The sequence below is a fragment of the Deinococcus humi genome (assembly GCF_014201875.1).
Classification (GTDB): Bacteria; Deinococcota; Deinococci; order Deinococcales; family Deinococcaceae; genus Deinococcus; species Deinococcus humi.
Window position 1 is genome coordinate 370,526 of sequence record NZ_JACHFL010000004.1, and the last position, 20,758, is coordinate 391,283.

16 protein-coding genes are annotated in these 20,758 nt (G+C 63.2%); 9 read left to right on the forward strand and 7 right to left on the reverse strand.

The genetic code is table 11. The features are described 5' to 3' along the window. Nucleotides 1-356 precede the first annotated feature (356 nt). The 5 genes from cphA (at nucleotide 357) to HNQ08_RS10800 (ending at nucleotide 6,775) form a co-directional block, all read left to right on the forward strand. A complete protein-coding gene (cphA, locus tag HNQ08_RS10780; RefSeq protein WP_184131365.1) occupies nucleotides 357-3,182 on the forward strand; it encodes a cyanophycin synthetase in 2,826 nt (941 codons plus the stop codon). Continuing rightward, a complete protein-coding gene (locus HNQ08_RS10785) occupies nucleotides 3,175-4,080 on the forward strand; it encodes an isoaspartyl peptidase/L-asparaginase family protein (protein ID WP_184131368.1) in 906 nt (301 codons plus the stop codon). The genes cphA and HNQ08_RS10785 overlap by 8 nt, the downstream gene beginning before the upstream one ends. Then, nucleotides 4,067-4,921, forward strand: coding sequence for a cyanophycinase (locus HNQ08_RS10790; RefSeq protein ID WP_184131372.1), 855 nt, complete (start codon nucleotides 4,067-4,069; stop codon nucleotides 4,919-4,921). Before HNQ08_RS10785 ends, HNQ08_RS10790 begins: the two co-directional genes overlap by 14 nt. A 373-nt stretch (nucleotides 4,922-5,294) precedes the next feature. After that, the gene (locus HNQ08_RS10795; protein ID WP_184131375.1) at nucleotides 5,295-6,080 is read left to right on the forward strand and encodes a transporter substrate-binding domain-containing protein; all 786 of its coding nucleotides are present in this window, start codon (nucleotides 5,295-5,297) and stop codon (nucleotides 6,078-6,080) included. A 29-nt stretch (nucleotides 6,081-6,109) separates the two neighbouring features. Further along, nucleotides 6,110-6,775 (forward strand): amino acid ABC transporter permease, encoded by a 666-nt coding sequence (locus HNQ08_RS10800; RefSeq protein WP_184131378.1) that lies wholly within the window; start codon nucleotides 6,110-6,112, stop codon nucleotides 6,773-6,775. Nucleotides 6,776-7,187: 412 nt separating this feature from the next. On the opposite strand, the gene HNQ08_RS10805 is transcribed toward HNQ08_RS10800, so the two are convergent. The 3 genes from HNQ08_RS10805 to HNQ08_RS10815 all read right to left on the reverse strand — a co-directional run bounded on the left by HNQ08_RS10805 (nucleotide 7,188) and on the right by HNQ08_RS10815 (nucleotide 9,576). Further along, nucleotides 7,188-8,075: an FRG domain-containing protein gene (locus HNQ08_RS10805; protein ID WP_184131381.1), complete on the reverse strand. Its 888-nt coding sequence runs from the start codon at nucleotides 8,073-8,075 to the stop codon at nucleotides 7,188-7,190. Between the two features lie 264 nt (nucleotides 8,076-8,339). Further along, the gene (locus HNQ08_RS10810; protein ID WP_184131384.1) at nucleotides 8,340-9,251 is read right to left on the reverse strand and encodes an SDR family oxidoreductase; all 912 of its coding nucleotides are present in this window, start codon (nucleotides 9,249-9,251) and stop codon (nucleotides 8,340-8,342) included. 112 nt (nucleotides 9,252-9,363) lie between these two features. Then, nucleotides 9,364-9,576 (reverse strand): DUF2171 domain-containing protein, encoded by a 213-nt coding sequence (locus tag HNQ08_RS10815; RefSeq protein ID WP_184131387.1) that lies wholly within the window; start codon nucleotides 9,574-9,576, stop codon nucleotides 9,364-9,366. A gap of 721 nt (nucleotides 9,577-10,297) precedes the next feature. Here HNQ08_RS10815 and HNQ08_RS10820 point away from each other — a divergent pair. After that, nucleotides 10,298-11,335 (forward strand): chemotaxis protein CheB, encoded by a 1,038-nt coding sequence (locus tag HNQ08_RS10820; protein WP_184131390.1) that lies wholly within the window; start codon nucleotides 10,298-10,300, stop codon nucleotides 11,333-11,335. A 16-nt stretch (nucleotides 11,336-11,351) separates the two neighbouring features. Here the strand turns inward: HNQ08_RS10820 and HNQ08_RS10825 are convergent, their stop codons facing one another. Continuing rightward, on the reverse strand, nucleotides 11,352-14,363 hold the full coding sequence (locus HNQ08_RS10825; RefSeq protein ID WP_184131393.1) for a CheR family methyltransferase: 3,012 nt from the start codon (nucleotides 14,361-14,363) through the stop codon (nucleotides 11,352-11,354). A gap of 260 nt (nucleotides 14,364-14,623) precedes the next feature. Between HNQ08_RS10825 and HNQ08_RS10830 the strand changes: the two genes are divergently transcribed. Continuing rightward, nucleotides 14,624-15,922 (forward strand): sensor histidine kinase, encoded by a 1,299-nt coding sequence (locus HNQ08_RS10830; protein WP_184131396.1) that lies wholly within the window; start codon nucleotides 14,624-14,626, stop codon nucleotides 15,920-15,922. A gap of 142 nt (nucleotides 15,923-16,064) precedes the next feature. Here HNQ08_RS10830 and HNQ08_RS10835 read toward each other — a convergent pair whose 3' ends face one another. The 3 genes from HNQ08_RS10835 to HNQ08_RS10845 form a co-directional block, all read right to left on the reverse strand. Next, a complete protein-coding gene (locus tag HNQ08_RS10835) occupies nucleotides 16,065-16,334 on the reverse strand; it encodes a chemotaxis protein CheB (protein ID WP_221284119.1) in 270 nt (89 codons plus the stop codon). Nucleotides 16,335-16,388: 54 nt separating this feature from the next. Further along, entirely contained in the window at nucleotides 16,389-17,042 is a 654-nt protein-coding gene (locus HNQ08_RS10840; RefSeq protein WP_184131398.1) for an HAD family hydrolase, read from the reverse strand. A 79-nt stretch (nucleotides 17,043-17,121) separates the two neighbouring features. Then, the gene (locus HNQ08_RS10845) at nucleotides 17,122-18,783 is read right to left on the reverse strand and encodes an FAD-binding dehydrogenase (RefSeq protein WP_184131400.1); all 1,662 of its coding nucleotides are present in this window, start codon (nucleotides 18,781-18,783) and stop codon (nucleotides 17,122-17,124) included. Nucleotides 18,784-18,882: 99 nt separating this feature from the next. Here HNQ08_RS10845 and HNQ08_RS10850 point away from each other — a divergent pair, with 99 nt between their 5' ends. Continuing rightward, nucleotides 18,883-19,317, forward strand: a complete 435-nt coding sequence (locus HNQ08_RS10850) for a hypothetical protein (protein WP_184131402.1) — start codon at nucleotides 18,883-18,885, stop codon at nucleotides 19,315-19,317. A gap of 18 nt (nucleotides 19,318-19,335) precedes the next feature. After that, entirely contained in the window at nucleotides 19,336-20,757 is a 1,422-nt protein-coding gene (locus HNQ08_RS10855) for a xanthine dehydrogenase small subunit (RefSeq protein WP_184131404.1), read from the forward strand. Nucleotide 20,758 lies beyond the last annotated feature (1 nt).

Sequence of the window (20,758 nt, forward strand, 5' to 3'; positions counted from 1 at the left end):
TCAGCGACGAGACTACGTTCACGCTGCCCTAGGCCTGAAGCGGGCGAGGGGCGTCCTTAAACCGGCTCCTTCTGGTAGCGCGTCGGTGAAGGCGACTCCGCCGGATAGTTCAACGTAAGCCACGCTCGTTAAACGCTCTATGAAGCTGAGCAGAAGTCGTAGTTAGGAGCGAGACAGCGCCCGAAAACTAGTGACGCGCCTTCCTCTGAACCAAGGCTCCTTCATGAAACTGAAGGAGAGCCAGAGAGCAAGCTTAAGGTCGGCAGGTCGAACTGGAAAACGGCGTGCTGGACCGTGCTCTAGCGTGCGTGTCGCCACTTAGATCTGGTGGCTGCCCCATCCAAGGAGACAACAGCATGACGGGTCACCAGTCCACTCGTGGCGGGTCCTCTGCCTCGCAAGGCACCTTCTCTCAGCTTCGCGTTCTGGAAAAGCAGATTTACCGCGGCCCGAATGTCTATGGCTACGAACCCATGATCCGTTTTCAGCTTGATCTGGGAGCACTCGAAGAGTACCCCTCAAACAAGCTTCCAGGGTTCACCGCCCGCCTGCTGGAACTTCTTCCCTCGCTGCAGTCCCATGGCTGCTGCTACCGCGAGCCGGGCGGGTTCGTCCGCCGCCTGATCGACGGCACATGGCTGGGACATGTCAGCGAACATGTTGCCTTGGAGCTTCAGTCGCTCGCCGGCAGCCGCGTGACCTACGGCAAGACCCGTTCAGTCAGGGGGCAGCCCGGTGTGTACAACGTCCTGTACAGCTACCGCGACGAGCGCGTGGGACTGATCGCGGGCGGGGTGGCCCTACGCCTCGTCAACAGCCTGCTCCCGCAGGAGTTGCAGGGAGTAGAGGGCCTGGCGCAGCTCCTTCCCGAAGGAAGCAGTCGCATTGACCCCGCCGCCCCCTTCGATTTCGCCGTCGAGCTGGACGAACTGCGTCGCCTGACGAAGCGTTACACACTGGGGCCAACCACCCAGTCCCTGGTGGCCGAGGCTGAGCGCCGGGGCATTCCCTCGCGGCGACTGGATGACCAGAGCCTGGTTCAGCTCGGTTACGGCAAGTACCAGCAGCAGATTCGCGCCAGCATCACCAGCAAAACGCCTCATATTGCCACCATGACGGCGAGCGATAAGGCCCTCACCAAGCAGTTGCTGGACCGGGCGGGCCTGCCGGTGCCGCAGGGTGAAGTCGTGCAGAGCGCCGCAGAAGCCGTACGCGCGGCCCGGCGGCTGCGTTCCCCGGTGGTGACCAAACCGCTAGACGGCAACCATGGACGCGGCGTGTCTCTGAACCTCGTGACCGATGAACAAGTGAGCCAGGGCTTCGAGGAGGCTCGGCAGCACAGCCGGACGGTGGTGGTCGAACAGTACTACCCGGGCAATGACCACCGCGTCCTGGTCGTGAATGGTGAGCTGGTCGCGGTGGCCGAACGTGTGCCCGCCCACGTGGTGGGGGACGGAACGCGCACCGTCAAGGCGCTGGTCGAGGAGATCAACCAGGACCCCCGGCGCGGCAATGGCCACGAGAATGTGATGACCCGCATCGTGATCACTGACCACGTTCTGGAGATCCTTGCGCGCTCGGGTCACACGCCCGACAGCGTCCCTGCCAGCGGCGAGGTGGTGTTCCTGCGCGACACGGCGAACATTTCCACCGGCGGCACGGCCATCGACCGCACGGACGTGATTCATCCCGAGAACGCGACCGTCGCCCGCCGGGCCGCTCAGGTGATCGGTCTGGACGTGGCGGGCATCGACCTGATCAGCCCCGACATCTCCCAGTCGGTTCACCAGACCGGCGGCGGCATCGTGGAAGTCAACGCAGCTCCGGGCTTCCGGATGCACCTGCAGCCTTCCGAGGGTCAACCGCGCAACGTGGCTGCACCCGTCCTCAGCATGCTGTTTCCCAGAGGCACGCCCTGCCGCATGCCGATCATCTCGATCACCGGGACGAACGGCAAGACCACCACCTCGCGCATGGTGGCCCATATCCTGCGGCACGCCGGGAAGTTGGTGGGATTGACCACCTCCAACGGCATCTACATCAACGGAGAACAGATTCTGAGCGGGGACACCACGGGCCCGAAGAGCGCGAAGGTGGTGTTGAGTGACCCCAACGTTGAAGTGGCCGTCCTGGAAACGGCGCGCGGCGGCATCCTGCGCGAGGGCCTGGGCTTCGAGCGCTGTGACGTGGGGGTGGTGCTGAACATCCAGCCAGACCACCTGGGCCTGAAAGGCATCGAGACGATGGAAGACCTGGCCTGGGTCAAGTCGCTGATCGTGGAAGTGGTCACCGAAAACGGCACCAGTGTCCTGAATGCCGACGATCCCCTCACGCTGAAAATGCGGAAAAAGGCCAGGGGAAAACTGACCCTGTTCTCGATGCGCGGCGGGGGTGAGTGCTCACCTGAGTTGCAGCAGCACATCGATCAGGGGGGCACAGCGGTGGTGCGCGAGCCGACCGCGCTGGGGGACGAACTGGTGCTGTATCAGGACGGCCAGCGCCAGCCCATCATGCGTGCCCGCGACATCCCTGCCACCATGGGCAGCTTCGCGCAGGTGAATGTGCAAAATGCCCTGGCAGCCATCGCTGTCGCCGTCGCGCAGGGCCTGGACCATTCGGTGATTCGCGCGGCACTGGGCAGCTTCAGCACCTCCTTCGAGCAGACCCCTGGCCGTCTGAATCTGTATGACGGCCATCCTTTCCGGGCCCTGCTCGATTACGCCCACAATCCGTCGGGGCTGGCGCACCTGAGGGATCTCGTGGCTCACCTGCGCCCGCCCCGTGGCCGCGTGATCGGCGTGATGGGTGTGGCCGGAGACCGCCGCGACGAGGACATCCGCCAGATGGGCGGAATCGCGGCCGAGATGTACGACGAACTCGTGGCCCGTGAGGATGAGCTGCGCCGGGGACGCCCTGTCGGGGAAGGCGCGCGCCTGCTGACTGAGGGAGCGCTGGCGGGGGGCCTCGCGCCCGAGCGCATCACGACCATTCTTACGGAGCGGGAAGCTGTAGAACACGGGCTGCGGATGGCCCAGCCGGGCGACCTCGTGATCTTCCTGGCCACCGAAGTCGAGGGTACCTGGCAGCAGATTCGCGATTTCGACAGTTCCAGCTTGCTTTCCAGCCTGCCGGCTGAAGACCCCGATCCGCAGTCGGATCAGCAAGGGGCCTACCATGACTGAGGTGGACCACGGGGCACGGCCCGAGTGGACCATCATTGTGCACGGCGGGGCACACGAGGTTCCATCAGAAAAGCGCTCGGCAAGCCGGGCCGGGTGTCTGGCCGCCCTGCGTGCCGGGCGAGAGGTGCTGACAGGCGGCGGCACGGCGGTCGAGGCAGTGGAGGCCGCCCTGCGTGTCCTGGAAGACGATCCCACCTTCAATGCAGGGTACGGTTCAGCCCTGAACAGTGACGGGGCGGTAGAGATGGACGCGTCGTTGATGGACGGTGCCACGCTTGATGTCGGCGCAGTGTCGGGCCTGAAAGGCGTGCGCCACCCCATCAGTGTGGCCCGCAGCCTGCTGCGCGAGAAAGAGACCCTGCTGATTGCCGATGGCGCACGCCGCTTTGCCGTCGAGCGCAGGGCCGAATTGTGTGACCCGCAGGACCTGATCTCCCCAAAACAGCAGGAGGCTCTGGCTGAACACGACACCGTGGGCTGCGTGGCTCTGGATACCGCCGGGCACTTGGCGGCGGGTGCCTCCACCGGGGGCCTGAGCGGCCAACGCGCGGGCCGGGTCGGCGACACTCCGCAATGTGGCTGCGGTTTTTACGCCGAGGACGGTGTAGGGGCCGTCGCCTTAACCGGTGAGGGCGAGAGCCTGGCGCGGATGATGACCGCCGCCCGAATTATTCACCGCCTGCCCGGCCAGACCCCAGACGACGTGGTGCAGGGGGTCCTGGAGGAAATGCGACGCCGGGTCGGCGGCGATGCTGGTGGTATAGCCGTCACTCCGGAAGGCAAGGCTGGGTGGTGGCACAACAGCCCCCATATGCCCGTTGCCTACCAGCATTCCGGTCTGAACGAACCGCAGGTTTATCTGGCGAAAGCCGAGGAGGAACGCAGTGTCCAGACATGACCCTGAACAGGCGGGTGCCCGATCAGGGCACGGCACCCTGATCATCATTGGCGGCCATGAGGCCAAGAAAGGCCAGCGCAAAATTCTGAAAGCGGTCGCGCAGCGCGTGAAGGGGGGCCGCCTTGTCATCGCCACCGTCGCTTCCCATCGGCCCGAGGGGTACTTCGAGAGCTACCAGGAAGGCTTTGACGGTCTGGGCGTCGGAGAATTGGCGGAACTGTACGTCGAGAACCGCAGCGAGGCTATGCAGGAGGAAAAGCTACGCGTCCTGGAGGAAGCCACCGGCGTCTTTTTCTCAGGTGGCGATCAGCTTCGCATTACCAGCCAGATCGGGGACACGCCCCTCGAAGCGCGGATCAAGGAAATCCACGAATCGGGCGGCGTGATTGCGGGAACTTCGGCTGGAGCATCGGTCATGTGCGAAACCATGCTTGTCAAGGGGACCAGCGAAGAGTCCTACCGCATTGGAAACCTGCAGATGGCCCCTGGCCTGGGCCTGATACGCGGCGTGATCATCGACCAGCATTTTGCCGAACGTGGGCGGATGGGCCGCCTGTTGGGCGCTGTGGCTCAGAACCCCCGCGTGCTGGGCATCGGCATTGACGAGGACACGGCTATCGTGGTGCAGGGCAGTCACTTTGCCGTGATTGGGAGCGGGGCCGTGTATGTGGCAGACGGCTCCGGCATTACGCACTCCAATGTTGCGGAAGCCCGAGCCGATGACCTGATATCGCTGTATGACGTGCGCCTGCATGTCCTTTCCGACGGGGACAGCTTCGATCTGGAAGGGCGTAGACCTGTTTCCGCCGATGCTTTGAAGGATGCGGTGCCTGGTGACTGATTAAAGAGTGCTGTCTGCCGCACCTAAGCTGAGACCGCGACTTCCCTGTTCTCCCCGTGTTGAGAGGGCAAGCAATGGCCCTCTCTTTTCGCCGATGGATGCCTATGAGGACAGTCCTTGTCATTCTGTAAAGCTTGATGAGTTCCCCTCAGACTTCCAGGCGCTTGCGTTCCCTTACCATTGGGATCCGTATGGATCTCATGGAGTGTCCCCGCGCGGTCAGCGTCTCTTCAGACCTGTTCGGGGACCGCTCCATGAGGTGTTCTGACCTACGGCCCCTGCCCCCTGGCAGCGCCGGGTCCCTGTAATCCTGCTCTCGGTCCCGAATGTTCGCTCGACGTTTATCGCTCCACTCTTTCAGGAGGCATTACCCATGTTCAAAATCAGAAAAGCCCATCTGCTCACCTCCCTGTCGTTGTCGCTCCTGTTGACTGGTGGTCTGGCGCACGCCACCGACCTGGCGCAGATCAAGCAGAAAGGCGTGATGACAGTCGCCATGTCCGGCGAGTATCCGCCCTTCTCGCAGCCTTCCCTCAAGGGTGGCCTGGAAGGCTTCGATGTCGACGTAGCCAATGAACTGGGCAAGCGCCTGGGCGTCAAGGTCAACGTCGTCAAGACCGAATTTCCCTCGATCATTGCCGGCATTCAGGCAGGCGTCTTCGATCTGGCCGTGGCCTCTCAGAGCAAGACCCCCGAGCGTGCCAAAGCCGTGGACTTCTCTGAAGAGCCGTACTACTACGACGGCGTGCAGCTCTTCGCGCCCCTCTCGTCCAAGGCCACCAGCCTGGCGTCGCTCAAGGGGCAGCCTGTCGGCGTTGCCCTGGGGACGATTTTCGAAAAGGCCCTGAAGGACAAGGGCCACGACAAGATCGTGAGCTACTCCGGTGAGCAGGAAGGGTTTCTGGCCCTGGGCGCCGGGCGGGTGCAGGCCTTCCTGACCGAGAAATCAGTGGGGGCTGTCGCTATCAAAAACGGCATCAAGATGAAGCCGATTGGACCTGTCCTGCTTAGCGACGAGACCTACGTAACCTTCGCCAAGAACTCGCCGGCCCTGGCCGCAGCAGTGAACAAAGCTCTGGACGACATGCGGGCCGACGGCACCCTGAAGAAGATCTCGCAGAAGTGGGTGGGCCTGGACATCAGCGTGCCGGCAAAATAATGCTTCGAGTCAAGGTCTGGCACTAAGCCGTGGACGTCCTGCTCAACCCGGATGTGCTGAACAGCCTGTGGCTGGGCACCCGTATTACGCTGGCCCTGACGGTGCTGGCGAGTGTGGGGGGCCTGGTTTTGGGTTTGCTGGCGGCAATTGCCAAATCCTCGCGGATAACCGTGCTGCGGCTGCTGGCGATCATTTACATTGAGGTATTTCGCGGCACGCCGTTGCTCGTGCAGCTTTTCTTCCTGTATTTCGCCCTGCCGCAGTTGACTGGTGTCACCTTGCCCGCCTTCACCACCGCTGCGATTGGCCTGAGCCTGTTTGCGGGTGCGTATACCGCCGAGATCGTGCGCGGCAGCCTGAACGCCGTGGCTGCCGGGCAGCGGGAAGCAGCCACGGCCCTGGGGCTCAAACCCCTTCAGGTGCTGACCGAAGTGCAACTGCCGCAGGCCACCCGCATTGCCCTGCCCGCCCTTGGCAACCAATTTATTGGCCTGCTGAAGGACTCCAGTCTCGCGTCGGTGATCACTGTGACCGAGTTGCTGCTCAGCACGCGCGGCCTAGTGGCGGCTACGTTTCAGCCAGTGGCCCTGTATGCGGCCACAGGTCTGATCTACTTCTTGCTGTCCAATGTGGCTTCGCGGCTGTTTGCGGTGCTGGAGTACCGGCTCAACCGTCCCTACCGCTCAGTCTCCTGAACTGCGAGACATATGTGGTGGGATCCGGCCATGATGTCACTGGTTCTGGTGGAGAGGGCTTAGCCCGGCGTCCGCACCCGCCCGGTAAAGCGATTTGCTTGCATCAAATGCATCCGTTTCATCACAAGAAGGCGCGAGTTGGCTAAGGGGGCGCGTGTGACTTTTTCTGCCGGTCATCACTGTTTAAACCATCATTTACTGGCCGCTAACATGCTTAAAACGAACCATATGATCCTTATATTTGGCGACACAGCATGACTAATGATGCGTCTTATTCTGTTCAAAGATGAGCCTGGATTGACTCTTAAGCAGAAATAACCCTGTGACTAAGAGTGACTGGAGAGCGGCAGTGACGCCGCTCTCCAATCACATCAGCTCCACCTGTTTTAACATCACGTGATACGTGAATTCTCTATTCCTCTCTATGCCTGCGGTCCTCTGGAGTCAGAGCATCCTCGTGGGATGCACTTTCCTCGGGACGCTGCCGGTAATAGCGGCGTAGCCACTGGCTCAGACCATTGAGGTCTGGGAACAGCGTACGTTCAGTGATGTTGAATTGATCCAGTCGATCACGGATTTCCCATTTCATTTCCTGTGCCACAACCACCCGCCGTGCCAGATTGATTTGCTGTTGTAACCAATGTTCGGGCGTCATGTCAGGGTTCGACAGCAGGGCAAACAGCGCCGACTGTTGGACGATCCGCTGGTCAATCGATGGGGGTTCCAGCAGCAGCAGGAAAGGCTTTCCGTGCTGGCCTTCCATCCGGTCCAGCCAGCCGATTTCGGCATCGAAAGGTAATGTGGCCTCAGCGTTCTCCCCACTGAAGCCCCCCAGCATCTCTGTGGTAAAAACGCTGCTGCCCTCTCGCTCTAAGAGGCTCTGCAACTCTTCTGGAAGCTCAGCAGCTGTGGTGGCTGGATCAAGCATCCAGACCACGCCATCCTCATCATCATGGCGTTCGTCACTGGTTGCAAAATGCAGGGCAACCAGCGGTGAATACGTCCAGTCCAGTAAGCGGGTGGGCAGGCCATGATGTTGCCCCAGCGCCAGCCAGGACCACAACTGACGCTGGGGCGGTACGGTGGCAAGCGCGTACTTGCGAAAGGCGCGGATCAGATGTCGCTCAATGTCGCGCGGGGTGCTGGAGAGGCGTTGCAATGAGGTGGTCAGAGGCGCTGTGGTGCCCTGTCCCCGGAAGATGTAAGGAGAGCGGAAGCGCCGCAATTCTGAATTCCAGGTGTTGTGCTGCAATGCGCTCAGCAGCTCTTCCCAGGTCTCAGGACGCTGATTGGTGGTCATGTCTCTCCTTGTCAAAGCGGCTTGGAGACGCCAGAGACATGGAGCAGCACGCAAGTCCTTACATTCCGGATCTGCTTTGCTCAGGCCTTGGCAGTGCCCTCTTAAAGTCTGAAGCGCGTGGGGTCTCAATCTTCATCCGGTGCGCTACAGGCGATAGGGTCTAGCGGGTAGTGGCCAGAGCCTTCTCCCGAGGAGTGTAGGGTCGTGGCGGCTGGAGTACCAACGCCCCCGGTGCTGAGGAGAAGATTCCTTCACAGGCGACGCTTAGCCGTTGACTACGTCCCCACCGTTGGGGTGCAGCACCTGACCACTGATATAGCTGCTGTCCTCGGAAGCCAGGAACACGTAGCTGGGCGCAACCTCGGCGGGCTGGCCGGGACGTCCCAGTGGCGTGTCCTGGCCGTGCTCGCCCACCCGTTCGCGGTCAAAGGTACTGGGGATCAGCGGTGTCCAGATGGGGCCAGGAGCCACCGCATTGACGCGGATGCCCTGTTCGGCGAGGTTCTGCGAGAGACTGCGCGTGAAGGCCACAATCGCGCCCTTGGTGCTGGAGTAATCAAGCAGTTGTGGGCTGCCCTTGTAGGCCGTAATGCTGGTGGAGTTCACGATGCAGTCCCCTTTTTGCAGGTGCGGCATGGCGGCCTGCGTCAGGTAGAACATGCTGAAAATGTTGGTGCGGAAGGTCCGTTCCAGTTGTTCAGGGCTGATTTCCGTGATCTTTTCCCGTGGGTGTTGCTCAGCGGCATTGTTGACCAAGACGTTCAGACCGCCGAGTTCCTGCACAACCTGCTTCACAGCGTCCTGACAAAACTGCACGTCTCCGATATCCCCAGCAATGCACAGGCCCCGGCGCCCCTCGGCCTGCACCATTTCAAGGGTGGCCTGAGCGTCCTCGTGCTCGTCGAGATACACGATGGCCACGTCCGCGCCTTCACGTGCGAAATGCACCGCAACAGCTCGCCCAATGCCGCTGTCGCCGCCTGTGATCAGCGCTACCTTCCCTTTCAGCTTGTCGCTTCCCTTGTAGTCGTCGCGGATCACAACGGGTGTCAGGCTCATCTCGGCCTCGCTGCCCGGCTCCTTCTGCTGTGTTTCCGCTGGGACCTGCTGTGGCATCTCCTGGGTAGAAGCCGTTTCAGGCTGTGCATTCTGACTGGACTTTTCTTCGTTTGTCATAAAAACTCCTCTGGTTCACAGTCATCGACAAAGCGCTGCTTTTCGGGAACCAGAATTTGCGGCGAGCTCGTCCTCTCGTCGTTCGTCCTGGGAATTACGCTTGGCAGGGGGACTACAGCAGCTGCTGGAGTTCGTCGCTGGTGATATTCAGGTACACGCCATCATCCACGTGATCCACAACATTCAAGGGAATAAAGTGACGTTGCCCGTCCTCCATGGGAGTGGTCACCAGGTATTCGGATTCCACGCTTTCGGCGTGCCCGTGGATAAAATCGTCAGCGCAGATAATGGGCAGTCCGGAGACCAGATCGTTATCGAGTTCCATAATGTCTTCCTTTCGCGCTTTAGCACGAGGTTCCTGGCACCAAGAGTCTCAGGGCAAAAGTCCAGGTTATAGGTGAGCAGGTCTGGGCGGGTCACTCGCATCGTCAATGTGGTCCTCCGCACAGGCAGGCGGCTTATGGCGCGTGCTCTCAAAAACCATAAATGGAATTGTGGCTGTTCTCACAAGGGACTACGTGTACTGAAGCTTTGAGAGACCAGAAACCTTCACGCGGACATCCAACAGCCACGTAAATTGGCTCGGTGTTAAAAGGTTTCCAGACCAGTGCCTCAAAATCGCCACTTTTGCTTCGAGAGCGCTTGAACAGAGGTCAGGATTTTGGAGAGTCACAATGAGAGGCGTTGATTATTGCGACAGAATGTGTAGCCCGTCCTCGACATTCCAGTTTGTGGCCTCCTCTCTCAGAGTGCTTGGGAAGATGGGCAGGAGCATGAGAGGAGAATGTTCGGTCCTAATGATGGGCTAATGACCTCCATCCATGGAGATTGGAAACGCTTTAGGCACAGCACATATTGCAGGTGACAGGTGGCCTTGGGGCCAAAGACTATGGTTGGGTCGGCAGGAGTCCTCAAACACCTTTTTGGCAGATGACACCACGCCTGTGGGGTAAGAACAAGCGCTCAGTTGCTGGGTAGTCGTCTGAACACCTTCCCCTACGAGAGGGGGCAACCGCTGCCTGTTGCCTACCAGCATAGGATGGGGCATGCTTCCCCACCGGCTCATCGTTATCGGCGCGTCTGCGGGGGGCACGGAACCGCTGCTCGAACTCGTGGCGGGGTTGCCCTGTGGCTTTCCTGCGGCGATCTGCATCGTCACCCACATTCCCGCCCACAGTCCCAGCCGCCTGCCCGAGATTCTCAGCAACGCCGGACCTCTGCCTGCCTCCCACCCGCATGACGGAGAACCTGTTCGGCCTGGACGCATCTATTGCGCTCCGCCGGACAGCCATTTGCTTGTCGAAGAAGGTCACCTCGCCGTCAAGCGGGGGCCGCGAGAGAACCGCAACCGCCCTGCCATCGACGCCCTCTTCCGCTCCGCCGGTTACGGCGAGGGGCCCGGTGCCATCGGGGTGGTGCTGTCTGGGATGCTGGACGACGGCACCTCGGGGCTGTGGACCATCAAGCGCTTCGGCGGCACCACGATCGTGCAGGACCCTGCGGAGGCCGAATACGATTCCATGCCGCTCAGCGCCCTGAACCAGGTGGAGGTGGATCACGTCGTGCGCGCCCGCGATCTCGCCGCACTGCTCGTGCGCCTGGCGGCAGAACCGCTGCTGAAGGCTGAAGGAGGACGGGTCAGTGACCATGATCGGCGGCGTGTTGAGGCAGAGATCAGCATTGCCATGTGCGGCCACGCCTTTCGCAAGGGCGTTATGGACTTCGGCCAGGTGACGCCACAAACCTGCCCGGAATGTGGTGGAGTGCTGGTCCAGATCAGGGAGGGCGGCTTTACCCGCTACCGCTGTCACACCGGACATGCCTATACCGCGGACACCCTGCTGACCAGCGTGAGCGAGCACGTCGAGGAGACGCTGTGGCAGACGATGCGCACGCTGGAGGAAGCGACGTTGCTACTGGAGAACACCGGCGCGGAGTACCGGGAGAACGGCAACGCCCGCCTGGCGCAGGCCTACGCCCGCCGGGCCGGCGAGATGGAGGCGCGCAGCCGCGCGATCTTCGACTCGATTGTCTGGAGTAAGACGTTGAGCGCCCAGCGGATCAAACACGAAGAAGAGAAATAAGCGCCCGTGCTGCGGATCATTCCCCCTGCAAAGGGTCTTCCGCGTCGCCCGTAAACGTTTCGCCCGCCTGAGCCGCCCGCTGCATCACCGCCGTGATGTCCTCCAGCATCAGCAGATGCAGGGCGCGCGTTCCATCCAGGCCCAGCACCGGCCACGCCTCCACCTTCGTCTTCTGCATGCCCACGCCAGGGGCGTTGAGATCGATGACGTACTGGGTCAGCGGTGTATCAGTCAGCACCATGTCCATGAGCCGCTCCCGCAGCTCCCACAGATCAAGCTGTCGGCGGCCAAGGTCGGCCAGTCGCTGCCCCCGGGCCTGCTCGGGCGACACTTGCAGCAGGCTGTACAGCGCCCGGTTGGCCGTCACCAGGCGCAGGTCGTCGTCGAACACCAGCGTTGGGATGAGGACGGCATTGAGCAGCGCTTCCGAGTACAGTTCCGAGTGATCCAGCCTCGCTTCCAGGGACTTGACGGCGTCGATGTTGGTAAAGGTCACGACGGCCCCGTCGATGAAGTTATCGGAGGTGCGATAGGGGGTGACGCGCATCAGGTGCCAGTGGCCCTCGGGGGTCTGAACCTGCGCCTCGAAGGGCAGCAGCGTTTCCAGCACCTGCGCCACGTGCCCCCCGAAGTCCACATCCCTGAGCCGCACGTTGATGTCACCGATATGCCGCCCGATATCCGTCTGAAGCAGGTTGATGACCATGTCGATCTGGGGTGTGAAGCGCTTGATGCGCAGGTCGTTGCCCAGGAACAGGGTGGCAATTCCCGCGCTCTCCAGCAGGTTCTTCATGTCGCCCTGCGCCTGGGTCAGGTTTTGAATGATGCCCCGGTGTTCGGCGTTCGTGGTGATGAGTTCCTCATTGAGCGACTGGAGTTCCTCCTTGGAGGTCAGCAGTTCCTCGTTGGTGCTCTTGAGTTCCTCAATGGTTGTCTGGTACTCCTCGTTGGTGCTGCGCAGCTCCTCGGTGGAGATGATGTGTTCCTCGCTGGTCATCTGCAAGGTCTCGCGCAGGTGGTGCAGTTCCCGGGTCAGGGCCTGTACCTGATCCACCTGCTCGGGCGCGGCCTGGGCAGTGATTCCCTCGGCGGGCCGCTCCTGAAACGCGATCAGCAGCGTGTCCCCATCGGCCTGTCCCTCGGGGGGGTGGATGGGCTGCACCGTCACGTCCAGGATGAAGGGCGCCCCCGCGTCACCATGCCCCACGTCGCGCAGCGTGACCGCGCGCCTCTCCTGAAGGACGCGGCGCATGGCGGTGGAGAGTTCGAAGCGCAGGCCGTCGCGGCTCATGTCCAGCACGTTGCTGATGCCGCCCATCCCGGAGGGCAACTCCAGGTAACGGCTGGTGCGCCCGTTCACGTACAGAATATCGCCCTGCGCGTTCACCACGACTGCCGCAGGTGCGTAGGTGGCCAGCAACAGGCGCTGCACATGCTGCGGCAAGGCATTGGCGTACACGGGCCGACCCTCCCGCACTGGCGGGGTCAGGGGACGGGGACTGCCCACGCCGCTCAGCAGCGCCTCGACGGGAAGAGCGCCCGCAGCGCCCGGCCCGCGCCGGTAGATGCGCCAGCGGGACTCGACGGCCTCGAACTTCTCGTCGGACGGCCCGATGGTCTCGCTTGCCCCCAGAAACAGCAGCGCTCCTGGCCTGAGCGCGTAGTGGAAGACGGACAGGACCCGCTTTTGCAGTTCGGAATTCAGGTAGATCAGCATGTTGCGGCAGCACAGCAGATCCAGCGCAGTGAAGGGCGGGTCTCCAAAGGTGTTGTGCCGGGCAAACACAATCATGTCGCGGATCAGGTTGCTGATCTGGTAGCCGTCGCCGGTCTCGGTGAAGTACTGCTTGAGTCGCTCGGGGGTGACGTTCTGCTTGATGGAGCGGGGATACAGGCCCAGCCGGGCCTTCTCGATGGACCGTGGGTCGATGTCGGTGGCGAACACCTGCACCGCCGTCGGCCCCGCCCAGCCCGGTTCTTGGGTCAGCTCGTGCAGGACGATGGCGAGGCTGTACGCCTCCTCGCCGCTGGCGCAGCCCACGACCCAGGCCCGAATCGCCTCACCTTCCCGGCCAGGCCGGGTGAGAGAGTCTCGCAGGTGGTTTTTGAGGTGCTCGAATGCCTCGGGGTCGCGGAAGAAGCTCGTCACATTGATGGTGAGGTCGTCGAACAGCGCGTCGATCTCGTCGGGGTGCCGCTTGAGGTACTGGAGGTACTGCGGCAGGGTGACCAGCCGCTGGCCCTGCATGCGCCGGTCGACGCGGCGCAGCAGGGTGGCCACCTTGTAGCGGCTGAAGTCCTGCCCGCTGCGCTCCCGGACGAGGTGCAGGATCTTCTGAAGGTCTGCGGTGGACACGGCCCCCGGGTCACTTTGCAGCAGGCGTGTACGCGTGACCAGCTCGTGCAGCCGGGGCGCAAGCTCGGCGGGCGGCAGAACTTCAAGGACCACGCCGGTGGCGATGGCATTCGTGGGCATGGCCGGGTAGTCGGCGCTGGCGGGATCCTGCGCCAGCACCAGTCCGAGGTTCTCGCTGACCGCCCGGACACCCTGCTGGCCGTCGTCGCCCATGCCTGACAGGATTACCGCCACCGCGCGTTTGCCCTGGTCGGCGGCGAGGCTGCTGAGGAACGCGTCAATGGTGCGTCCCTGCGCCGTCTCCAGGTCGCGCAGCAGCAGCGTGCCGTTCATGATTGCGGGGCTGAACCCGCCGGGAGCGACATAGACATGGTCCGGCTCTACCCGCATGCCCTCCTCTATCTCCACAACGGGGAGGGAGGTGCAGCGGCGCAGCAGGTCCGGCATCAGGCTCTCGCCGTTTGGACTGAGGTGCGCCACCACCACGAACGCCAGGGCGCCGCCCAGCGGTAAGCCCAGGAAAAACCGCTCGTAGCCGTCGAGCGCGCCCGCCGACCCGCCGATGCCAACCACCGCCGAGAGTTGCGGCGGGGTGGGCGCGACTTCGGAGCCGCCGGACGTGGATGAACTGGACTGAACGGGGCGGGGCGGGTGGCGCTGGTCGTCTGACATGGATTCCTCTGGAGCCTGGCAGACGAGAAGGAGTGTCGGCCTGGGCGATCACTCTAGCGTTCACGGCTGACAGGAACCGTGCCTGGGTGCTGTGCCCCAGAGAAAAACGGGCGATTCAACCCGGCCTCTCGGACGCCAACGGCGCAGAGCAGGTCCCTGCCCAGGGCACGCGGGCTGATATAGTCGCCGGTACCCCCCTCCTGCATGGCCTGAGCAGCGTCTCTGCGGAGCCGGACCGCGCCTGTTTCCCTGGAGACTCCATGAGTGACCCGAAGAACAAACGAGATGATCAGAGTCTGCGTGAGACTGCCGTGCGGCAGCTTGAGGAGGGACTCCACGCGGTTCCACCCCCGTCAGAGACCCGGGAAGCCCTGCAACACGAGCTGTCGGTCCACCAGATCGAGCTGGAGCTTCAGAACGAGGAACTGCGGCACACGGTACTGGAGTTGCGGCAGCTGCATGAAAAGTACCTTGGGCTCTACGACTTTGCGCCGGTAGGGTACTTTACCCTGGACCAGAGCGGCACCATCCGCCAGGCGAACTTGCGGGCGGGCCGTCTGCTGGGGGTGGAGCGGTCCCGGCTGCTGGGGCGCCGCCTGTTGCAGTTCACGGCCCCCGAATCAAATACCACGCTGGCAGCGCTGCTGCCCCGCCTGCTCGTCAGTGAGGACGGGCTGGTAACGGAACTGCGGCTGCAACGGGCAGACGGCAGTGTGTTCCCTGTGCGGCTGGAGGGTCAGGCGTACTCCTCCGGAGAGAGCCTGATCGCGGTGACGGACATCACGACCGAGAAAGCCGCGCAGGACGAGTTGCTGCGGCTGAACGAGAACCTGGAGCGGCGCGTCGTGGAACGCACCGCCAGAATCCGCGAACTCAGCGACGAACTCCGTACCGTCATGCTCGCCGTCGCGGAGGACCTGATGGACTCACTGCACCGCGTGGCGTCTTTCGTGGAGGTGCTGCGCCACGACGTTTCCACCGTCCCGGTAACCCCTGCCCAGCGTTTTGCCCCCGTGTTTCGTTCGGTGGAGCGCATGGAGGAACTCGCCCGGGCGCTGCTGGAGTACAGCCGGGCCAGCTCCACGCGCGTCCGGCTGGTGTCTCTTGACCTGAACCGCGTTTTCTCGGAAGTCGAGAAGGACCTGCAGCCAAGCATGGAAGGGCGGAACGTGAAACTGACCCGCGATCCGCTGCCGACCGTGACCGCCGACATCGCCATGATGCAGCAGATGTTTCTCAATCTGCTGGAAAACGCCCTGAAATTCACTGCGGACCGCGAAGTTGCGCGAATCCATGTGGGCGCGGACGAGACCGAAACGGAATTCATCCTGCGCTTCGAAGACAATGGGGTCGGCTTCAACAACCGCCACAGGGACAAGCTGTTTCAAGTGTTCAAACGCCTGCATCCCGAATCCGCCTTTCCTGGTGTGGGGATCGGCCTCGCCATCGTCCGGCGGGCCTGCACCCGCTTCGGCGGACGCGTCTGGGCCGAGGGCCGGGTCGGCGAGGGCGCGACGTTCTTCGTGGCCTGGCCCAAGCACCCAACCGTGCTGGAATAGGTCGGAACGGGGAAGACTCCTCCTGGTTACCTGTCCCCGCCGCGCCCGCTGCCTGGCTTCCAGGTCTGCTCGCGGTAAACCTCGGCCAAGGCCGTCTGGCTCACCTCTTCGCAGTGCTTGGTGAAGTGACCGAGGAGCCTCTTCACTGTTCAGTGTCAACCAGCAGGTGCTGGTCCAGCAGCGCAACGTAGATACGGCCCGGCCGCAGGCGCTCGGCGTGCTGCGCATGTCGGGTGGGCAATGGTCCGCTGCCGCTGAGGAGATCAGACGGGTGACTGGGGTAGTCCGGAGCGATATGGACCCCGACGAGGACAGGGGACTGGGAATCGCGCGGCAGGTTCGAGGCGATCTCCTGGAGGGGGTCAAGCGCGCCAGCCGACCCGCCGATCACGACGATGGGCGCAGGGGACATAGGGTCATCCTCTTGCACAGGCACGGTACGGCCGCCGTGTAATGTTGCCAATGTTCAGCCCAGCGGCAACTCGTCCAGATGGTTCAGCCAGTCCAGCGGATCGTTATAGACCTTTACCGCTCCGTCCAGCCGGTCGTCCCCGCCGCAGCGCAGGGCCACGGTATCCACGCCGCTCTTGCCCGCGGCCTCGATGTCGTAGGGCGTGTCGCCCAGCATCAGGACCTCGTCTGCCTTCCGGCCCAGCTTCTTGAGCGCCGCCTTCACAATGTCTGGGGCGGGCTTGGACTCTTCGACATCCGAGGCGGTGGTGCGTTGCGGAACCAGATCGGCCACGTCCGCGCGCATCAGCAACGCCTCTACCACGGACTCATCGCCTGAGGTGCCGATAATCACGTCCACATCTCGCCGCCGCAATTCCTCCACCAGTTCGCGCGCCCCTGGTTGGGCGCGGATGGTGGGCAGTTCGCCGCGCTGGAAGTGGTCCTTCCAGGCGTTCGAGAGCCGTTCGTACTGTTCGCTGTCCGGCTGTACCCCGGTCAGGCGCGGCACCAGTTGATCGCTGCCCATGCCGATCAGGGTCCGCACCTCATCGAAGCCCAGATGGAAGCCCTCGTCGGCAAAGGCGTGGAGCCAGGCACGGGCGTGGGCGTCGTTGCTGTCCACCAGCGTGCCGTCCAGATCGAGAATGACTGCGTGGTAGGGGGTCATGGCTGCCAGCGTAGCGGGGGCGCGCGCAGGGGAGATGGGCGGCGCTTGGCCGGTGCTTTATGCGCCTGCGGGGTCCGCCCTAGTCCACTGCCCCCGCCGCGCAGCGCCCCGCCACCCGCCCGCTGAACAGGCAGCCGCCCAGGAAAGTTCCTTCCAGCGAGCGGTAGCCGTGCATGCCGCCGCCGCCAAAGCCCGCCACTTCCCCGGCGGCGTACAGCCCCGGCATGGGCTGACCGCTTTCCCCCAGAACCCGCGCCTGAAGGTCTGTCTCCAGGCCGCCCAGCGTCTTGCGGGTCAGAATGTTCAGCTTGACGGCGATCAGGGGGCCAGAAGCCGGGTCCAGCAGCGGCGCGGGTTTGACAATGCGGATCAGACGCTCGTTGATGAAGGCCCGCGCGCCGCGCACCACAGCCAGTTGTGGATCCTTGCCGAACACATTGACGACCTGCAGATCACGGTCCAAAAGCTCACGCTGCACAGTTTCAAATTGCACCGCGCTGTTTCCGATCAAGGCATTCATGCCGCGCACCAGTTCGGGCAGGCTATCGCGCACCACGAAATCCGCGCCCCGATCCATAAAGGCCTGTACCGAGGGAGAGACATTCCTGCCCAACCGTCCGGCCACCTTACGCAGATCGCGGTCTGTCAGATCAAGATTCTGTTCGGACCCGCTGAGGGTGAACTCTTTTTTGATGATCGCCCGGTTCAGCACGAACCAGGTGTAGGGGTAACCGTGCGCCGTGATGTGCTGGAGCGTGCCCAGGGTGTCGAAGCCGGGGTAATTCGGGTATGGCAGCCGCGTGCCGTCCGGCGCGAGCCACAGGCTGCTCGGCCCCGGCAGGATGCGGATACCGTGCATCGGCCAGATGGGATTCGGGTTGCGAATGCCTTCGGTGTAATGCCACATGCGGTCCCGGTTGATCAGGTGCGCGCCCGCCGCCTCGGCCATTACCTGGGCGGCACCGTCCACATGCTTCGGTACGCCGGAAACCATGAAGTCGGGCGCAGGTCCAAGACGCTGCGTGGGCCAGTTCTTGCGCACCAGCTCGTGATTGCCGCCGATGCCACCGGACGTGAGGATCACGGCCCCAGCATTCAAATCGAAATCGTCCACGACGACGCGGGAGCTGGCCTCGCCGCGCAGCACGTCAGAGGGCTCCAGGATATCGCCGTGGACGCCGTGCACCACGCCGCCACTGATGTTCAGGCCACGGACCCGGTGGCGAAATCTGAAGACAATCTGCCCCGTCGCCACATGCTGGCGGACGCGGCGCTCGAACGGTTCGACCACGCCTGGACCAGTGCCCCAGGTGATGTGGAAGCGCGGCACGCTGTTCCCGGGACCACTCGCGCCCTGCCCGCCGCGCTCGGCCCAGCCCACGCCCGGAAAGAAGCGCACGCCCTGTGAGGCCAGCCAGCCGTACTTTTCCCCGGCAGCAAAATCCACGTAGGCCTCGGCCCACCGGCGCGGCCAGTGGTCTTCGAGGCGGTCAAACCCGGCAGTGTTCTGCCAGTCCCGCCAGGCCAGTTCATGGCTGTCACGAATGCCCAGGCGACGCTGCTCCGGAGTGTCGATCAGGAACAGGCCCCCAAAAGACCAGAAGGCCTGTCCGCCCAGATTCTGCTCGCCCTCCTGGTCCAGCAGCAGCACGCGTTTGCCGGCGTCGGCGGCCTCGGCAGCGGCCACCAGTCCGGCCAGGCCCGCGCCGATCACGATGATGTCGGTGTCATGGGTTGTCATGCGGTCTCCTCCAGGCCGTCTGCACGACGGCCCACATTGCGATTGATGGTGAGGCCATTGTGCCGCATGGGCGCTGGTATACGGCCTTTGGGAGCAACCGTGAACAGCCGTGCAGCGCAGGCCACTCTCATCGGCCTTGGCGCGTCGGGCGAAAGAGAGGGCAGAGCAGACCGTCGTGCCGGAGCATCAGTGGCCTCGGACCATCAACCCATCCTGATTGACAGCAAATGGCTGAAGCGTAAGCCGGTAGCGAGCAAAACAGAACTCATCGAAACCAACGAGGCCGCCCCCATTATGAACATCTCGGCAGCTGTCATGACGTTGTTCCTGTCCTCTTTCTGGACTTGGTACAAGCGCTTCCAGGGGACTAGTCAGAGAGGTTACTTAGGCGTAAAATTAATTCATACCAAAACAGGTTGCTGTTCTGCATGGATAACCAGCGACCCGCCTCCTTTCGTGACCGGCGTGAACCATGCATCTGAAGTCCCTTTGTGGGAATCTGGATGCAGCGGAGCGTCGGAATTGTCGTTTTGAACGATGGCAGGAGGAAGCATGGATAGGTTCACGGTAACAGTCAACGGTCAACCCCGCGAGGTACAGGGGGCGCGGCCCCACACCACCCTGCTGAACTGGCTGCGGGACGGCGGCCTGACCGGCTGCAAGGAAGGTTGTGCCGAGGGTGAGTGCGGGGCCTGCGCGGTGCTGGTTTCCCGCCCGGACGGACGCGGCGGCACCCGGCTGGAAAGCGTCAATGCCTGCTTGGTCATGCTCCCGGCCATGAACGGTCAGGAGGTGATCACCGCTGAGGGCCTGGGTACGCCTCAGGGGCTGCATCCAGTCCAGCACGAAATGGCGGTGCGCGGCGGTTCGCAGTGTGGGTACTGCACCCCCGGGTTCGTGGTCAGCATGGCCGCCGAGTACTACCGTCCCGAGCGCCACGAGGGCGAACACCACGCCCCCAACGGCTTTGACCTCCACTCGCTGAGCGGCAACCTGTGTCGCTGCACCGGCTACCGCCCCATTCAGGACGCCGCCCACGCGCTGGGTACGCCGCCTGAAAGCGATCCGATCTCGGCGCTGCGCACCCGCCCAGCCCCGGCGGCCCAGGCCCTGCACCTGTCCGGTCCGGACGGCGACTTTCACCGTCCCGCCGATCTGCCGGAGGCGCTGGAATTGCTGGCCGAACACCCTGATGCCAAGCTGCTGGCGGGCGGCACCGATTGGGGCGTGGAGGTCAACCTTCGCCACGCGCGGGCCGGAGTCACCATTGCCGTGGACGGGCTGGCCGAGTTACGTGAGCTGGAATGGCACGACGATCACGTCCGCATCGGCGCGGGCCTCAATCTCTCGGAGATCGAGCGCCGCCTGGATGGGCGCGTCCCGCTGATGGCCGAGTGGTTCCCGCAGTTCGCCAGCCGCCTGATCCGCAACAGCGCCACACTGGGCGGCAACCTGGGCACAGCCTCGCCCATCGGCGACAGCCCGCCCACGCTGTTGGCGCTGGACGCCTCGCTGATCCTGGCGTCGCGTGGGGGGGAGCGCGAGGTGCCGCTCGCCGGATTCTTCCAGGGCTACCGCCAGCCTGAGCTGCGCGACGGCGAGCTGATCCGTGCGGTCAGGATTCCGCTGCCCCTGGCGCCTGTCACCGGTTTCTACAAGTACGCCAAGCGCCGTTTCGACGATATTTCCAGCGTGGCTGTCGGGATTGCCCTGGAACTCGACGGAAACACTGTCAAGCGTATTCGCATCGGTCTGGGAGGTGTAGCCGCCACCCCTATCCGCGCCCTGAAAGCCGAGGAAGCCCTGATCGGCAGGCCCTGGACCGAACGTAATGTCCGTGAAGCCGCCAAACTCATGGGTCAGGAAGGTACCCCGCTGTCCGATCACCGTGCCAGCGCCGCGTACCGCACGGCCATGCTGGAACAGGCGCTCCTGAAGTTCTTTTTCGAGAAATCGGACGTGGTCCGTGGCTAGC

Bases quoted from the DNA above. Each gene is read 5' to 3' on its own strand.
- HNQ08_RS10785 (WP_184131368.1), top strand. From the start codon at position 3,175: ATGACTGAGGTGGACCACGGGGCACGGCCCGAGTGGACCATCATTGTG.
- HNQ08_RS10825 (WP_184131393.1), bottom strand. From the start codon at position 14,363: ATGTCAGACGACCAGCGCCACCCGCCCCGCCCCGTTCAGTCCAGTTCA.
- HNQ08_RS10855 (WP_184131404.1), top strand. From the start codon at position 19,336: ATGGATAGGTTCACGGTAACAGTCAACGGTCAACCCCGCGAGGTACAG.
- HNQ08_RS10830 (WP_184131396.1), top strand. From the start codon at position 14,624: ATGAGTGACCCGAAGAACAAACGAGATGATCAGAGTCTGCGTGAGACT.
- HNQ08_RS10815 (WP_184131387.1), bottom strand. From the start codon at position 9,576: ATGGAACTCGATAACGATCTGGTCTCCGGACTGCCCATTATCTGCGCT.
- HNQ08_RS10820 (WP_184131390.1), top strand. From the start codon at position 10,298: ATGCTTCCCCACCGGCTCATCGTTATCGGCGCGTCTGCGGGGGGCACG.
- HNQ08_RS10835 (WP_221284119.1), bottom strand. From the start codon at position 16,334: ATGTCCCCTGCGCCCATCGTCGTGATCGGCGGGTCGGCTGGCGCGCTT.
- HNQ08_RS10795 (WP_184131375.1), top strand. From the start codon at position 5,295: ATGTTCAAAATCAGAAAAGCCCATCTGCTCACCTCCCTGTCGTTGTCG.
- HNQ08_RS10805 (WP_184131381.1), bottom strand. From the start codon at position 8,075: ATGACCACCAATCAGCGTCCTGAGACCTGGGAAGAGCTGCTGAGCGCA.
- HNQ08_RS10840 (WP_184131398.1), bottom strand. From the start codon at position 17,042: ATGACCCCCTACCACGCAGTCATTCTCGATCTGGACGGCACGCTGGTG.
- HNQ08_RS10845 (WP_184131400.1), bottom strand. From the start codon at position 18,783: ATGACAACCCATGACACCGACATCATCGTGATCGGCGCGGGCCTGGCC.
- HNQ08_RS10810 (WP_184131384.1), bottom strand. From the start codon at position 9,251: ATGACAAACGAAGAAAAGTCCAGTCAGAATGCACAGCCTGAAACGGCT.
- cphA (WP_184131365.1), top strand. From the start codon at position 357: ATGACGGGTCACCAGTCCACTCGTGGCGGGTCCTCTGCCTCGCAAGGC.